Origin of the sequence: Kribbella sp. NBC_01510, assembly GCF_045040325.1 — a bacterium.
GTDB lineage: Bacteria > Actinomycetota > Actinomycetes > Propionibacteriales > Kribbellaceae > Kribbella.
On record NZ_CP109418.1, the window covers coordinates 8,108,779 to 8,124,660 of the forward strand.

Below are 15,882 nucleotides of genomic sequence, written 5' to 3' on the forward strand. Positions count from 1 at the left end.
GTCGGGCCGGGTAGGTGTCAGTCGGTGTGCTCGATCGTGATCGTTCGCGCCTCGGCAGGCTTCGCCGAGATCGGAACGGTCACCTCGAGGATTCCGGCCGTGTACTTGGCCACGACAGCCTTCTCGTCGGCTCCGTCCGGCAGCAGCACCCGGCGGGTGAGGGTGCCGTAGTGGAACTCCGAGCGGGTCCCGTCGTGCTCTTCTTGTTGACGAGTCGCGGAGATGGTCAGCATCCCGTTCGCGACCTCGACCTTGACGTCCTTCGCCGGATCCAGGCCGGGCAGCTCCGCCCGGACGACGTACTTGTCGTCGTCGGTGAACTCCTCGATCCGGAGGCCGCGCATCATCGCCGGCATGGTGAACAGACTCGGCAAGCCCTCAGCCCAGTCGAACAGGTCGGCGAACTGACGCCGGGTGTCCCTGTGTTGGATCATCGTCATGGTGTCTCCCTTCCGTAGCCTTCACCTCCACCACACCTCGCGCCGGAGCCGCACAGCAGGGCCTAATGCACCGGACCTCGCAGGCCTTCGGCCCTGCCCCCGCCGGCGACCGGCGGAGCCGAGCCGGCTCACGACGACGAGACTCAGCAGGGCGATCACGCCGCCGACCAGGCCGTCGAACAGGTAGTGGTTGGCGGTCAGGACGATCGCGGCGAGCATCAGGACGGGCATCAGCCAGCCGAGCAAACGCATGATCCGGTGACCGGCCAGACTGGCGACGGCGATCCCCATCAACAGGTTCCAGCCGAAGTGCAGGCTCGGCACGGCGGCGTACTGGTTCACGAACGCCGGCGGCTGCAGCACCCGGTAGGCCTCGGTCTCCTCCGTGACCGTGTCGATGAAGCCGTAGGCCGTCAGGAAGCGTGGCGGTGCGACCGGGAAGACGGCGAAGATCATCAATCCGATCGTCCCGGAGAGCAGCATCGCGTTCCGGAACGTCGGGTACGCGTCACGATGCCGGATCAGCAACCACAGCAACGTCGCCAGGAGCACCGGCCAGTGCCCATAGATGTAGATGTAACTGACCGTGTTCGCGATCCAGCTGTGCGCGGTGACGGCCGCCTGCAGCTTCGGCTCGACGAACACGCCGGTCCATCGCTCGAGGGCGATGACGCGCTCGGCATTCCGGTAGGCGACCTCGATCCTGGTCGCGATCAGGCCCCTGACACCGAAGTACAGCACGATGACGGCGGCGATCACGATCACCTCGCGGGCGATCTGGTGCGCACGACCGGTCCTTCGCAGCATCGATGTCTCGCGCTCGGCGACCATCAGCACTCCCTCCACCACTCGTTCCACCCTTGCCGAGGCGACCGGGAGCGGCACAGGGCCATCCCTCCCTCGCTCGCTGGCAAAGGTCCACGACAGGCGTCACGATGCCGACCTTGAACGGGGCGGCTATCGTCCTGGCAAGGGACCGTCGGGCGCGGCGCCTGTCTCAGCGCCGTTCCCGGGCCCGGAAGGAAGCCGTCATGGACAAGGGCCAGAGGCACCTCGCGAGGATCGCGCGCTTCATCCCCACGATCGCGATGCACCGCGGCGTGCGCATCGCCGCGCTCGTGGCCGCCGTGGGGCTCTCGCTGTGGAATGTCGACCGCGTCCCGCACACCGTTCTGCTGCCCGCGGTGTTGGGCTTACTGCCGTTCGCGATCGGCAAGTACGTGCTGTGCCCGACGCGCTGGCACGCGATCTCGACCAGTGGCCGCCCGCGCCGGTGGCATCTGCGCGCCTACGCGGAGAGCGAGGTCCTCGGCCTGATCTCACCGTGGCATGCCGGAGCGGATCTGTGGCGCGTCCACCGGCTGGAGAAGATCGGCGTACGACGTGCCAGCGGGGTCGCCGAGGTCGCGCTGGACCGTTTCATCGGTGCCGTCGGACTCGTCGCCGCCGTGGTGGTCAGCGGGGTGACCCTGCCGTGGACCGTGCTCGCGATCGCCCTCGGCGCCGCGGCCGTGGTCCTCGCGGTCGCGCTCGTCGTACGACGTCGGCGTCCGCTCCTGGTCGGTCGCTGGCCCTGGCCGTCGGCGAAGGTGTTCGCGCTCGGCGTCGTCCTGTCGATCGGGTACCAGGCCACGATCCTCGGCCTGCTGGTCGGGTCCATCGACGCGGTCGGCGGATCCGTGTCGCCGCTCCACCTGATCGCGGTCTTCGGAGCCAGCCAGATCGCCGGTGTGCTCCCCGGCGTCCACGGGGCGAGTCCACGCGACGGCGCCCTGGTCGCCGGCCTGGCGTCGATCGGTGTCTCCTGGACAGCCGCCTTCGGCGCCGTCGCACTCACCGCATTGCTCTACTGGATTCCCGCGCTCCTGCTGGGCGGCACGTTCTTGTTCCTGCGCTGGCGCGGCTGGTTCACCGAGCCGGGACCGACGGCATCGTGACCCCGGAGCTCGTCGTCGCGCATCGCGCGGGCAACGATCTCGGAACCCTCCGGTCGGCCCTCGATCTCGGCGCCGACCTCGTCGAGGCGGACGTGCACGCCTACCGGGGACGACTCGAGGTTCGGCACCGGAAGACCCTCGGTCCGTGGTGGCTGTGGGATCGGGGTGAGTTGGTCCGCCGCACGGACGTCCGACTGCTCGAGATCCGCGAACTGCTGGCCGCGGCCGACGGGGATCCGCGTCTGCTGCTCGACCTGAAAGGGATCCATCCCCGGCTGGCCGCCCGCCTCGCGACCGTGCTGACCGAGGTCGTGCCGACCGGCACCTTCACCGTGTGCACGCAGCACTGGTGGATGCTGTCCGCCTTCCGCGACCTGACGAACGTGCGGCTCGTGCTGTCGGCCGGCAGCCGCCGTGGACTGCGCCGGCTGCGGTCCCGGCTCCGCGGACGACCGGCGTACGGCGTCTGCGTCCACCGGCGACTGCTCACTCCCGCGATCGTCACCGAGCTCCGACGTGGCGCCGAGGTCGTCTTCACCTGGCCGGTGGACACCGATGACGCCCTGGCTGACGCGCGCCGCCTCGGCGTCGACGCAATGATCGGGAAGAACCTGAGCGTCCTCGGCGTGGCCTGATCGCTGTCGGCCTCTCGAAAGGCCCGCTGGAACAGGACGATCGGCCCGGGCCGACGCCTCTCGCGCGGCAGATGCTCGAGGTGCGGACGGCGCTGTCCGCCGTCTCGCATGCCCGCTGAAGGGAGGTATCATGTCCAAGCCGGCAACCAGCGGCACCGAACCCGAGGTGCGCCGGCGCGGCCGCGGCTCGAACAGATGGTTCGGTTGGATGGCCGGAATGTGGGTGGTGTTCTTCGTCCTGCTGAACTCCGGCCGGATCGACGACGTCGCCGCCTGGACGATCGTCTCGATCCCCCGCCCCAAGACAGTCCGGAAGAGTGAGCCCGATGCGAGGACGCCGGCTCCCGGCACGAGGCCGATCACCTCGGCTGATGGTTCAGCCGAGGTGATCGGACCTTCTACCCGGCCCGGTAGAGCGAGCCGCCGCCGGAGATGGCGACCACGGCACGCTGTCCACCCACGTTGAGGTTGACGATGAACGTTGTACCCGACCAGCGGGTGGTGTAGCTGACCGAACCGGAAGCCCGGACAGGAACGACGAACGACAGGATGGACGCCGTCTTGCCGGACCGCGCGAGTAGCAGGGTCGGCGCGGACTTGCGCACGTAACTGCTCGGGTAGGACCAGCCCTGGATCGGGTTCGTCTGGGCCTGCTTGACCAAGGTTGCGCCCGCGGGGAGCGCCTGCCTGAACGGGATCTGGAACAGGACCGTCTTGGTCGTGTCACCGGGTGCCATCGCCACCGCGGTGGTCCGCGAGATCACGGTCGCCTTCTGATCCGGCGGCAGATGCCACAGCGTCTGGAACGCCTGCGCCGTCTTCGCCGACGCACGGTCCCAAGTGACCATCAGGTCCGGGCCCTTCAGCACCAGCACCGAACGGACCCGGCTGATCCCGCTCCCCGGTGCGTCGACGAACTGATAGGACTCGGCATTCGCCTTCACCGACGACGCGGTCAGCTTCGTGACCGGGTTCAGATACGTCGACAGCGGCGTCGTCATCACGCTGTGAGCCGAGGGACTCACCGCCCAGGTTCGGTACGCACCGGCGTTGTACGCCGCGTACCCGCCGTCGATGACGATGTCCCGCCCACGGGCCGTGTAGGTGATGCTGGTGTGGTCGAAGTGGCCATGGAACGCCCGCCCCGGACCGAACCTGATGCTGTACGTCGACTCACCCGCGAACCCTCTGGCGGCATCGGTACCCCAGCCGGTCCGGCCGAAGACATAGCCGTTCGAGTAGATCCCGACCCGCCACAGCGGCGCCGTACCCTTCGTCCCCCGGGAGCCGGCGTACTCCATCGGCGTTCCCGGCCACGGGTACGTCGCCTGAACCTCGGTGTCACCCAACTGATGCAACTTCCCCAGCGAATTCGTCGCCAGCGTCAGCCATTTCGCCAGCAACGCACGCCGGGTCGCCATCGTCGTACCGGGATCGACACCGCCGTTCTGCAGCACCGTGATAGCGCGGCCCCAGAGCGAGTAGTTGAACGCCGCGTACCCAGTCGACTGCTCGTTCGTCGACCCCTGCGCGTCGATCGACGTGGTGATGCCGACCGCCAATCGCTGCTGGGCGAGGTTCCTGTAATCGGCCCGGCTCAGTGTGACGCCGACACCGAACAGCGCGATGCTCTCATCGGTGCCATGGTTCCACGCGCCGCTCCAGTAGTTCGTCAAGAACCTCGCATGACTCAGCAACGCGGTGTTCAGCCAGGCGTACCTGGTCGGCAACGTGGTCACCTTCAGCCCGGACAAGATGGCCTGCCGCAGACAGATCAGCACGTTCGTCCGGTGCATCGTGGATTCCCACGCACCCACGTTGGCCTTCCACGAATACGGGTTGTCGCGGTACCAGTCGTAGGCGATCGTGTTCACCCGCGTCAGCGCGGTCAGATCACCCTGGCTCGCCGCGATAATCCCTTTGCCGAGCCAGCGCAGCGAGTGGAACCACATGTACCAACTGGCGTTCTTGTAAGGATTCGCCGACCAGTTGATGTTCCCGCCGCCGTTGCCCACCGTCGTCGGCGGGTACGGCCCCCACGCGAACTGATCCTTGTACAGGTTCGCCAATGGGTTCGTGGCGTCGATCCCGCTGAAGCCCGAACACGCATAGAACGGCGCCACCGCCGACTGGATCTTGTTCGTCCCGATGTCCGTGGCCGGCGGCGCGGTCGCAGGTACGACGTTGCTCTGCCCCGGCACGAACTGTGCCTCCTCGGGCCCTACCGGTGCCGGCACGATCGTGATGCCCGGCGTGGCGGCGGGCGTTCGCGTCGCTCCTGTCGCCACTCCCCCCGCCAGCACCACAAGGGTGATCCCCATGGTCACAGCGGCCGTCTTCCTGAATCTCATCAGCCTTGCCCCTCCCCAGACCGCCGCCGGACGGCGGCGGTGTTTTGAGGGTCTGGCCGGTCGCGATCGCTGCCCAGAGGCGAAGGTCCCGTTCTGGACAGGACCAGTACCCGGCCCGCGGTCAGCTGTGCAAGTGGATGTGCTCGTGAGTGATCTGCTCGATGTCGGAGGTGGCGGCGTCGAGCAGTTCGTGGGCCAGGCTCGACAAGGCGCGGGCGACGGCGAGTTCGTCGCCGATCTCGGCGATGTCGGTGTCGCCCGGGTTCCGGCGGGCCGTGCCCCGGCCGACGAGATGCGTGTTGTCGCTGGTGTGCAGCCGGGCCTCCGCGTGGGTGGTCCGCTCGTCCTCGTGCTCGTCGATGAAGATCTCGACGCTCCAGTGCCTGCTCGCGATCATGATGCTCGCCCTTCCGATCGATGGACCCCTTCGTGCCATCGTCCGCAGGTGCCGCCTGGCGCGCCAGGGCCGTCCGGTCCACCCCGGCGGGAACTTCTGCCCTGTCGTACGGTCGCGAGCCGGCGTGTGCTGGAAGTACAAGAAGGGAGCCGGCCATGAAAGACATCGAGAAGGCCCGCACACAGCGCGACGCGAAGCGCACGGTGGCCAGCCGGCGGACGACCGGATCGGCACACCCCGACCAGAGCATCGTGCGCCACCTCGGCGTCGAGGTCTACCGGGAGAGCCACCGCCGTGACAAAGAAGCGGACAAGCCGCCGGCAGAGCCGACCGAACCGCCGCCGGGCGACTGACTTCGCTCAGTTCACCGGAACTCGGGCCCGGGCAGCGGCCGGGTTGCGTACCAGCACGGTCACGGCGACCTGGCCGGCCGCCGGCCCTCGCGGACTGCACCCCGCGAGCGGTTGGGCGAGCCGAGACGACAGCGCTGACGGTGCCGCCAGACCTTCCTGAAGGGCGGGGCCGGGATCGGCCCGAGGTCCACGGCGCTGGGCTCGATCCCGGTCCGGCCCTGCGGCTCGGCGGCAGCCGGAGTCGGAGCCGCGGCCGGCCCGGCGTGCACCGGAGTCTGAGCCGGCGTCTCGGCAATGGGCGTCGGGTCGGGCGCCGGCGACCGGCGCCGCCTCGGGCTCGGCGTCGGCTCGGTGACCATCTCGGCCGGTGTGAACAGCGGAACCGCGGCCGGTGCCAGTTCCTCAGCTGGCCGGGTCTGCAGCGGCACGATGCGGTCCGCGTAGGACTCGGCGTCGGCCGGGGACTGCGTGGTGACCAGCACGGCGGCACCGCGGGCGGCTGCTTCACGGAGTACCGGCGAGAGTGCCTCGCGGGCCGGTCCGTCGAGCTCGGTCATCGGGTCATCCAGCACGACCAGCTCCGGCTTGTGCATCAGAGCCTGGACGATTCCCAGCCGCCGCAGCTGACCACGAGACAGCTCGGCCATCGGCTGATCCAGATCCAGTCCCAGTCGCGCGGCGAGTTCATGGGCGTACGACGTACCGCACTCGCGCACGGCGGCGCAGATGTCCAGGACGTCGCGGGAGGTCAGCGACCCCATCGTCTCCAGGTCCTTGACCAGGTAACCGATCCGTCCCTTCAGCTCGGCCGCGTCATCGATGGGGTCCATCTCCAGGACCCGAGCTGAGCCGGCAACAGCCAGATCGCCGACAACCGCGCGGCTCACCGTGCTCTTGCCCGAACCATTCGGCCCGGTCAGCACGACGACCTCGCCGTACCGCACGACCAGATCCGAGAACCGCACCCCGTACGCCGACAGACCCATCAGCGCTACTGCCTCGTCCAACCGCCACACCGTGCTCATCAGAGCCTCCCGTCGATTACTTCGAGTCTCAGGCGAGGCCTGTGACTCAAACCACAGGCGTCCGGCCCAACTCGCGTGGCTGGAGGACCCGCGACGCGGCAGCCGTTCAGAGCCACTCGAGTGGGCCGTTCGGCGCCGTCCGCTGGGACCGATGGCCCTGGGCCGCTCGCGCCACGCTGGGCGACGATCGACACCTGACACTGGCTTGGAGGCACCTGCGATGAACAAGATCAGCGTCGACGACGTGGCAGGACGAGCAATCGGTCCGCGGTCCGCTTCGCCCTGGGTGATGCTGGCGGTTGCGACCGTGGGGTTCGCGGTCAACTTCTGGGCCTGGGCGCTGCTGAGTCCGCTCGGACCGTTGTTTCGGACCCAGGGCACGCTCGGCCGGTTGTCGGAGTCGGATGTCGCGCTGCTGGTTGCCGTACCAGTGTTGGTCGGCTCGCTCGGCCGTATCCCGGTCGGTGCACTGACGGACCGGTTCGGCGGGCGGGTGATGTTCCCGCTGGTCACCGCCGCGACCATCGTGCCGATCCTGTTCATCGGCTTCTTCGGGCTGGATTCGTACGGCGCGTTGCTGATCGGCGGTTTCTTCCTCGGCATCGGCGGGACCGCGTTCGCGGTCGGCGTGCCGTTCGTGAGTGCCTGGTTCCCGCCGGAGCGCAAAGGTCTCGCGGTCGGCATCTTCGGCGCGGGCATGGGCGGTACGGCGATCAGCGCGCTGACCACCGTGAAGCTGTACAGCAATGCCGGCCACCGGGTTCCGTTCGTGATCACGGCCTGCGTCATGGCCGGGTACGCCGTACTGGCGTGGCTGGTACTGCGGGACGCGCCGAACCGGCGTCCGGCGCAGGGATCGTTCGTGACCCGGCTGGTGGCGAACGCCAAGCTCCCGATCAGCTGGCAGGCCTGCATCTTGTACGCCGTGGCGTTCGGCGGCTATGTAGCCTTCTCGGTCTACCTGCCGTCGTACCTGAAGACTGCGTACGACCTGAGCGCCGCCGACGCGGCGAACCGGATGGCCGGCTTCGTCGTGGTCGCCGTCCTGATGCGACCGCTCGGCGGCTGGCTGTCGGACCGGTTCGGACCGGTGCCCGTTCTCGCCGGCTGCTACGCGATCGTCGCCGGGGGCGCGGCGGTCGCCGCCACCACGCCCCTGCTCGAGCACGTCGGCACCGCCGCGTTCCTGTCCATGGCCGCCGCTCTCGGCGGTGGCAGCGGAGCCACTTTCGCACTCGTCGCGAAGGTCACCGACCCGGCCCGGGTCGGCGGCGTGACCGGCCTCGTCGGTGCGGCCGGCGGCCTCGGTGGCTTCGTCCCCCCGCTGATCATGGGCTACGTCTACGGCCGCACCCAGTCGTACGGCATCGGCCTGACGTTGCTGTCGGTCACTGCGGCCTTGACGTTGCTGCTGACCCTGACGATCGTGAGAAGGACGGCCGACCCGACGCGTCACGAGCACCGCACAGCGACTAGCGAGGGAGCTGCATGAGCACTGGGGACGGCTCGAAGGACGCCTCGGCCATCGGCCTGGATGGCGGGCTCAGCGAGGCCCTGGTCCGGACTCGGCGCTACTTCACCAGGGGCGTGGTCTCCGACGACCTGCGCACCCTGCACAAGATCGGTGGCCGGAGCGCCGACGACTTCTACCGGGATCGCTGGAGTCATGACAAGGTCGTGCGCTCCACCCATGGGGTGAACTGCACCGGCTCCTGCTCATGGAAGGTGTACGTCAAGGACGGCATCATCACCTGGGAGACGCAGCAGACCGACTACCCCTCCGTCGGTCCCGACAAGCCGGAGTACGAGCCCCGCGGCTGCCCACGCGGCGCCGCCTTCTCCTGGTACACCTACTCCCCCACGCGCATCCGCTACCCCTACATCCGTGGCGTGCTGCTGCAGATGTACCGCGAGGCCAAGTCCCAGTACGGCGGCGATCCGGTCGCCGCCTGGGAGCACATTGTCGACAATCCAACGCTCGCACAAAAGTACAAGTCCGCTCGTGGCAAGGGCGGACTCGTCCGGGCGACCTGGGACGAGGCCACCGAGCTCGTCGCTGCCGCGTACGTGCACACGCTGAAGAAGTGGGGACCCGACCGGATCGCCGGGTTCTCGCCGATCCCGGCGATGTCGATGGTGTCGCACGCCTCGGGCGCCCGGTTCACGTCGCTGATCGGCGGCACGATGCTGTCGTTCTACGACTGGTACGCCGACCTCCCGGTGGCCTCACCACAGGTGTTCGGCGACCAGACCGACGTACCCGAATCCGGAGACTGGTGGGACGCCGGCTACCTGATCATGTGGGGTTCGAACCTGCCGGTCACCAGAACGCCGGATGCGCACTGGATGGCCGAGGCGCGCTACCGCGGCCAGAAGGTCATCGCGGTGTCACCGGACTACGCGGACAACGTGAAGTTCGCCGACGAGTGGTTGCCCGCGGCACCCGGTACGGACGGCGCGCTGGCGATGGCGATGGGACACGTGATCCTGAAGGAGTTCTTCGTCGATCGCGAGACGCCGTACTTCACCCGCTACGCCAAGACCTACACCGACCTCCCCTACCTGGTCCGGCTCGATGCCGTAGGCAACGGTGTGCACCGGCCGGGCAAGTTCCTCACCGCGGCCGATCTCCCGGACCTCCCGGAGGAGAACGCCGACTTCAAGACCGTGGTGCTGGACTCGGCCACCGGCCGGCCCGTCGTACCGAACGGTTCGCTCGGTCACCGCTTCGGCGAGGCCGGCCAAGGCAAGTGGAATCTCGACCTTGGCCCGGTGGATCCGGCGCTGTCGCTGGCCGGCGGGGACGCCGAGCCTGTGCTGCTCCGGCTGCCGCGGTTCGACACCGGTGACGGGGCGGCCGGTGACCTCATCCGTGGCGTCCCGGCGCGGCGGATCGGCGGACACCTCGTCGCGACGGTCTACGACCTGATGCTCGCCCAGTACGGCGTCGCCCGCCCCGGACTGCCCGGCGACTGGCCCAGTTCGTACGACGACCTCGCGCCGTACACTCCGGCCTGGCAAGAGCGCATCACCGGTGTTCCGGCGGCTGCGGCTGCCCGCATCGCGCGCGAGTTCGCGCAGAACGCTGAGGACTCCCGCGGCCGCTCGATGATCGTGATGGGCGCCGGCACGAACCACTGGTTCCACTCCGACACCATCTACCGCGCGTTCCTGGCGCTGACCACGCTGACCGGCTGCCAGGGTGTGAACGGCGGCGGCTGGGCTCACTACGTCGGGCAGGAGAAATGCCGCCCGATCACCGGCTGGGCTCAGCTCGCGTTCGGGCTCGACTGGTCACGGCCGCCACGGCAGATGATCCAGACCGCCTACTGGTACCTGCACACCGACCAGTTCCGCTACGACCCGTTCGGTGCGGACACATTGGCCGCGACGACGGGACAGGGACAACTGGCCGGGAAGACCACCGCCGACCTGATCGCGCTCAGCGCCCGGCTCGGCTGGATGCCGTCGTACCCGACGTTCAACCGCAATCCGCATGACCTCGCCGACGAGGCGCAGGCCGCGGGACGACCGGTCGCCGAGCACGTCCTCGACCAACTCAAGACCGGAGCGCTCCGGTTCGCCTGCGAGGACCCGGACTCGCCCGAGAACTTCCCGCGGATCCTGTCGATCTGGCGGGCCAACCTGCTCGGCTCGTCGGCCAAGGGCAACGAGTACTTCCTCGAGCACCTCCTCGGCGCCGGCTCGTCGCTGCGAGCCGGCGAGGCACCGGCGGGCAGCCGCCCGCGCGAGGTGGAGTGGCACGACGAGGCACCGCGCGGGAAGCTGGATCTCCTGCTGACGCTGGACTTCCGGCAGACCAGTACGACGCTCTTCTCCGATGTCGTCCTGCCGGCGGCGACGTGGTACGAGAAGCACGACCTCAACACCACCGACATGCATCCGTTCATCCACTCCTTCAACCCCGCGATCGCGCCGCCGTGGCAGACGCGCACCGACTGGGACGCGTGGCAGACGATCGCGGAGAAGTTCAGCGAGCTGGCCCAGGAGCATCTCGGCGTACGCCGCGACGTCGTCGCCGTACCACTCCTGCACGACACGCCGGACGAGCTGGCGAATCCGCACGGCATCGTTCGCGATTGGAAGGCCGGCGACTGCGACCCGATCCCCGGTGTCACGATGCCGAAGCTCGTCGAGGTCGAACGCGACTACGGTGCCGTTGCCGCCAAGATGTCCGCCCTCGGCCCGCTGATGGAGAAGCTCGGCGCGACAACCAAGGGCGTCACCTACGACGTGACCGAGCCGGTCGACTACCTGCGCGCTAAGAACGGCGCTGTCCGCGGCGGCCCGGCCGACGGCCGACCGACACTGAAGCGCGACATCCACGCCTGCGAGGCGATCCTGGCCCTCTCGGGTACGACGAACGGCCGCCTCGCCACCGAGGGCTTCAAGACACTCGAGACCCGGGTCGGCAAACCCCTGCACGATCTGGCCGCCGAGCACGAGGGCAAGCGCATCACGTTCGCCGACACCCAGGCCGCTCCGGTGCCGGTCATCACCTCTCCGGAGTGGTCGGGCTCAGAGACCGGCGGCCGGCGGTACTCGCCGTTCACCATCAACGTCGAACGACTCAAGCCCTGGCACACGCTCACCGGTCGCCAGCACTTCTTCCTGGACCACGACTGGATGGCAGAGCTCGGCGAGAACCTGCCTGTGTACCGTCCACCACTCGACATGGGCGCGCTGTTCGCCGAACCGGAGATCGGCTCGGTCACCGAGCACGGCGTGACGGTTCGCTACCTGACGCCGCACAGCAAGTGGTCGATCCACTCGGAGTACCAGGACAACCTGTTCATGCTGTCGCTGTCGCGCGGCGGCCAGACGATCTGGATGAGCGACAAGGACGCCGCCAAGGTCGGCATCGCTGACAACGACTGGATCGAGGCGGTCAACCGCAACGGCGTCGTCGTGGCCCGCGCGATCGTCTCGCACCGGATGCCCGAAGGCACGGTGTATATGCATCACGCGCAGGACCGGCTGATCGACGTACCGATCGCGGAGACGTCGAAGAAGCGCGGCGGAATCCACAACTCGCTGACCCGGCTGCTGATCAAGCCGACACATCTGATCGGCGGGTATGCCCAACTGTCCTTCGCCTTCAACTACCTGGGGCCGACAGGGAACCAGAGAGACGAGGTCACCGTGATCCGGCGGCGCTCCCAGGAGGTGACCTACTGATGCGAGTCATGGCGCAGATGGCGATGGTGATGAACCTCGACAAGTGCATCGGCTGCCACACCTGCTCGGTCACCTGCAAGCAGGCCTGGACCAACCGCCCCGGCACCGAGTACGTCTGGTTCAACAACGTCGAGACCCGGCCCGGCCAGGGCTATCCACGGACCTACGAGGACCAAGAGACGTGGAAGGGCGGCTGGACGCTCACCAAGCGCGGCCGGCTCACGCTCAAGGCAGGTGGGCGGTTGAAGAAACTCTTGACCATCTTCTCCAACCCGAAGATGCCGTCCATTCAGGACTACTACGAGCCCTGGACCTACGACTACGCGACGCTGACCGATGCGCCCGCCCAGCAGCACACTCCTGTGGCCCGGCCGAAGTCGCTGATCTCCGGGCAGAACATGAAGGTGTCCTGGTCGGCGAACTGGGACGACGATCTCGGTGGCTCGGCCGCGACGGCAGAGCGAGACCCGGTGCTGAAGAAGGTCGGCGACAAGGTCAAGTTCGAGTTCGAGCAGACCTTCATGTTCTACCTGCCGCGGATCTGCGAGCACTGCCTGAACCCGTCGTGCGCCGCGTCCTGTCCGAGCGGGGCCATCTACAAGCGGTCCGAGGACGGCATCGTGCTCGTCGACCAGGACCGCTGCCGCGGCTGGCGGATGTGCATCTCCGGTTGCCCGTACAAGAAGGTCTACTTCAACCACCGCACCGGCAAGGCGGAGAAGTGCACGTTCTGCTTCCCGCGGGTGGAAGTCGGCCTGCCGACGGTCTGCTCGGAGACGTGTGTCGGCCGGCTGCGCTACCTCGGCCTGATGCTGTACGACGCCGACAAGGTCCTAGCCGCCGCGTCGACACCGGACGAGCACGGACTCTACGAAGCCCAGCGGGACGTGTTCCTCGATCCCTCGGACCCCGACGTACGACGCGAAGCCGAGCGGGCCGGGATCCCGCACGACTGGATCGAGGCCGCTCGACGATCGCCCGTGTACGCGTTGATCAACCGCTACCAGGTCGCTCTGCCGCTGCATCCGGAGTACCGAACCCTGCCGATGGTCTGGTACATCCCGCCCCTGTCTCCCGTCGTCGACGTCGTCAGGGAGACCGGCGAGGACGCCGAGATGCGGGAGAACCTGTTCGCCGCTATCGACGCGTTGCGGATCCCGATCGAGTACTTGGCCGAGTTGTTCACAGCAGGCGACGTACAGCCTGTCGACCTCGTCCTGCGCAAGCTCGCCGCGATGCGCTCGTACATGCGTGACATCAACCTCGGCCGCGACCCCGACGGCGGCATCCCCCACGCGGTCGGCATGACTGAAGAGGACATGTACGACATGTACCGGCTGCTCGCACTGGCCAAGTACGACGAACGCTACGTGATCCCACCGGCGCACGCCGAGCAGGCGCATGCGCTGGAAGAGTTGGCGACCGAGTGCTCGCTCGACTACGAAGGTGGACCGGGCATGGGTGGATCGGGCCCGTTCGGCGAGGGTTCCGGCGTACCGACCCCGATCGCGGTCGAGAACTTCCAGATGCTGAAGGACCGGCAGACCGCCGACCGGGTCAACCTGCTGAACTGGGACGGCAAGGGCAAGCCGGACGGCCTCTTCCCACCGAAGGCCGATCAGCCATGAAGTACCCGAACCCGCAACTGCCCCCTCGCGACCTCACCATCGCCTGGCAGGCAGCATCGCTGCTGCTCGACTACCCCGATGACGAACTGCTCTCACGGCTGCAACTCATCCGGCAGGGAGCGGCCCAACTCCCCCGGACCGTCGGGGATCCGCTGCGCGCCACCGCTCAAGAGCTCGCATCCGAAGACTTGTCCACGCTCCAGCAGCGGTACGTCGACACGTTCGACAACCGGCGACGGCACAACCTCTACCTGACCTACTTCGCCCACGGAGACACCAGGCGTCGTGGAGTCGCACTCTTGCGCTTCAAGCAGACCTACCTGCGGTCCGGCTTCGTGCTGGACGATACCGAGCTGCCCGATCACCTCTGTGTCGTGCTGGAGTATGCGGCGACCGTCGACCAGCGACTCGGGTGGCGCTTGCTGATCGATCATCGCGCGGGTCTCGAGATCCTCCGGCTGGCTCTCGCGGACGCCGGGTCCGCCTGGCACGGCGCCGTACAGGGGATCACCGCGACACTGCCGCCGCTTGCTGGTGACGAACGCGCCGCGATCGACCGCCTCGCCGCCGAAGGCCCACCGCAGGAGGAGGTCGGACTCACGCCGTACGCGACACCGGCCTTCGACCCGGCGATCCAACCGTTGCCGATGCCAACGTTTCCCGGAGCACGCCGATGAGCGAGTTCCTGTGGGTGGTCTATCCCTACATCTGCCTGACGATCTTCGTGGCCGGGCACTTCTGGCGCTACCGCTACGACAAGTTCGGCTGGACCACCCGGTCCTCGCAGCTGTACGAGAACAGACTGCTGCGCTGGGGCAGCCCGCTGTTCCACTTCGGCATCCTGGGCGTGTTCCTCGGGCACGTGATCGGTCTCGGCGTACCGAAGTCCTGGACCGAGGCGGTCGGCATCTCGGAGGGTCTCTACCACTTCCTCGCCGTCTCGATCGGCGCGATCGCCGGCTTCTGCACGGTCGCCGGCCTGGCCATCCTCATCTACCGCCGGCGCACGGTCGGACCGGTGTTCTCGGCGACCACCCGGATGGACAAGGTCATGTACCTGTTCCTCGCCACCGTCATAGTGCTCGGCCTCGTGAACACGGTGATCGCGAACATCTTCGGTCACTACGACTACCGCGACGGCGTCTCGATCTGGTTCCGCGGCCTCTTCCGCTTCGACGTCCACCCCGACCTGATGGCCGCGGCTCCCCTCACCTTCCAGCTCCACGGCCTCGTCGCCATCACCCTCTTCGCCCTCTGGCCCTTCACCCGCCTGGTCCACGTCTTCAGCGCCCCGCTCGGCTACCTGACCAGGCCCTACATCGTCTACCGCAGCCGCGACCAGCAGACCGCCACTCACTCTCCGCGCCGCGGCTGGGACAACCCCTGACGACCCTTGGCCCTGAGGGTCGCGTCGCCTGGCTCGTTCGCGACCGCGACCCCGCCGAACATCGCGACCGCGTTGACGAGGAGGACGGGTGCTTCGGCCGGCAGCGGCTCGTCCTGGCTGGTCTTGTCCTCGACTCCCCCGAAGATCGGCGTGCCTGACAACGCGAGCCGCCACCGCTTGGGCACCAGAACGTCGATACCACCGAAGAGCGCGAAGCAGTCGACTGTCGCTTCCTCGTCGATCTGAGCCTCTCGCAGGTCGAGCGTGACCGCGCCGAACACCGCCGTGGCATCGGCACTCGTCAGATGCTCAACCGTGGTCTTGGTCTCGCCGAACATCGCGAACGAACTGGCGTCCCGCGCTCGACCGCCGTACTTGCGGAACAAACCGAACCCAACGGCGACCCCGACGACCACGCCAAGACCGAGCAGTATCGGCCGTAGTCGCCTCCGAGCGGGCTGCAGGTGAGGCGTTCGTGTCATGAGGCACCCTTTCCACTCGACTCCACACTCCCGCTGGACCCGCCCCGG

The 15,882-nt window shown here is 68.0% G+C and carries 14 protein-coding genes; 8 read left to right on the forward strand and 6 right to left on the reverse strand.

Annotated elements, in window-relative coordinates:
- Nucleotides 1-17: 17 nt before the first annotated feature.
- Entirely contained in the window at nt 18-440 is a 423-nt protein-coding gene (locus OG558_RS39675) for an Hsp20/alpha crystallin family protein (RefSeq protein WP_405067620.1), read from the reverse strand.
- Nucleotides 441-461: 21 nt separating this feature from the next.
- A complete protein-coding gene (locus OG558_RS39680) occupies nt 462-1,289 on the reverse strand; it encodes a phosphatase PAP2 family protein (RefSeq protein ID WP_405067621.1) in 828 nt (275 codons plus the stop codon).
- Between the two features lie 182 nt (nt 1,290-1,471).
- On the opposite strand from OG558_RS39680, the gene OG558_RS39685 reads away from it, so the two are divergent.
- Nucleotides 1,472-2,377 carry a hypothetical protein gene (locus tag OG558_RS39685; RefSeq protein ID WP_405067622.1) on the forward strand — a complete coding sequence of 302 codons (906 nt, stop codon included), beginning with the start codon at nt 1,472-1,474 and terminating at the stop codon, nt 2,375-2,377.
- The gene (locus OG558_RS39690) at nt 2,374-3,012 is read left to right on the forward strand and encodes a glycerophosphodiester phosphodiesterase (RefSeq protein WP_405067623.1); all 639 of its coding nucleotides are present in this window, start codon (nt 2,374-2,376) and stop codon (nt 3,010-3,012) included. The genes OG558_RS39685 and OG558_RS39690 overlap by 4 nt, the downstream gene beginning before the upstream one ends.
- A gap of 398 nt (nt 3,013-3,410) precedes the next feature.
- On the opposite strand, the gene OG558_RS39695 is transcribed toward OG558_RS39690, so the two are convergent.
- Together OG558_RS39695 and OG558_RS39700 are read right to left on the reverse strand one after the other, a co-directional pair.
- Nucleotides 3,411-5,363, reverse strand: coding sequence for a heparinase II/III family protein (locus OG558_RS39695; RefSeq protein WP_405067624.1), 1,953 nt, complete (start codon nt 5,361-5,363; stop codon nt 3,411-3,413).
- A gap of 121 nt (nt 5,364-5,484) precedes the next feature.
- The gene (locus OG558_RS39700; RefSeq protein ID WP_405067625.1) at nt 5,485-5,760 is read right to left on the reverse strand and encodes a DUF1876 domain-containing protein; all 276 of its coding nucleotides are present in this window, start codon (nt 5,758-5,760) and stop codon (nt 5,485-5,487) included.
- Between the two features lie 155 nt (nt 5,761-5,915).
- Here OG558_RS39700 and OG558_RS39705 point away from each other — a divergent pair, with 155 nt between their 5' ends.
- Nucleotides 5,916-6,113: a hypothetical protein gene (locus OG558_RS39705; protein ID WP_329478902.1), complete on the forward strand. Its 198-nt coding sequence runs from the start codon at nt 5,916-5,918 to the stop codon at nt 6,111-6,113.
- Between the two features lie 59 nt (nt 6,114-6,172).
- On the opposite strand, the gene OG558_RS39710 is transcribed toward OG558_RS39705, so the two are convergent.
- Nucleotides 6,173-7,138 (reverse strand): ATP-binding cassette domain-containing protein, encoded by a 966-nt coding sequence (locus OG558_RS39710; RefSeq protein WP_405067626.1) that lies wholly within the window; start codon nt 7,136-7,138, stop codon nt 6,173-6,175.
- A 220-nt stretch (nt 7,139-7,358) separates the two neighbouring features.
- On the opposite strand from OG558_RS39710, the gene OG558_RS39715 reads away from it, so the two are divergent.
- Genes OG558_RS39715 through narI form a run of 5 tightly spaced genes read left to right on the forward strand, consistent with a single transcriptional unit; the run spans nt 7,359 to nt 15,352 of the window.
- Nucleotides 7,359-8,630, forward strand: coding sequence for a nitrate/nitrite transporter (locus tag OG558_RS39715; protein WP_405067627.1), 1,272 nt, complete (start codon nt 7,359-7,361; stop codon nt 8,628-8,630).
- Nucleotides 8,627-12,337, forward strand: a complete 3,711-nt coding sequence (locus OG558_RS39720) for a nitrate reductase subunit alpha (RefSeq protein WP_405067628.1) — start codon at nt 8,627-8,629, stop codon at nt 12,335-12,337. Before OG558_RS39715 ends, OG558_RS39720 begins: the two co-directional genes overlap by 4 nt.
- Complete coding sequence (gene narH, locus OG558_RS39725; RefSeq protein ID WP_405067629.1) at nt 12,337-13,965, forward strand: nitrate reductase subunit beta; 1,629 nt, start codon at nt 12,337-12,339, stop codon at nt 13,963-13,965. Before OG558_RS39720 ends, narH begins: the two co-directional genes overlap by 1 nt.
- Nucleotides 13,962-14,642: a nitrate reductase molybdenum cofactor assembly chaperone gene (narJ, locus tag OG558_RS39730; RefSeq protein WP_405067630.1), complete on the forward strand. Its 681-nt coding sequence runs from the start codon at nt 13,962-13,964 to the stop codon at nt 14,640-14,642. The genes narH and narJ overlap by 4 nt, the downstream gene beginning before the upstream one ends.
- Complete coding sequence (gene narI, locus OG558_RS39735; protein ID WP_329478914.1) at nt 14,639-15,352, forward strand: respiratory nitrate reductase subunit gamma; 714 nt, start codon at nt 14,639-14,641, stop codon at nt 15,350-15,352. Before narJ ends, narI begins: the two co-directional genes overlap by 4 nt.
- On the opposite strand, the gene OG558_RS39740 is transcribed toward narI, so the two are convergent.
- Nucleotides 15,319-15,834 carry a hypothetical protein gene (locus tag OG558_RS39740; protein ID WP_405067631.1) on the reverse strand — a complete coding sequence of 172 codons (516 nt, stop codon included), beginning with the start codon at nt 15,832-15,834 and terminating at the stop codon, nt 15,319-15,321. The two genes, narI and OG558_RS39740, sit on opposite strands and share 34 nt — an antisense overlap.
- Between the last annotated feature and the right edge of the window lie 48 nt (nt 15,835-15,882).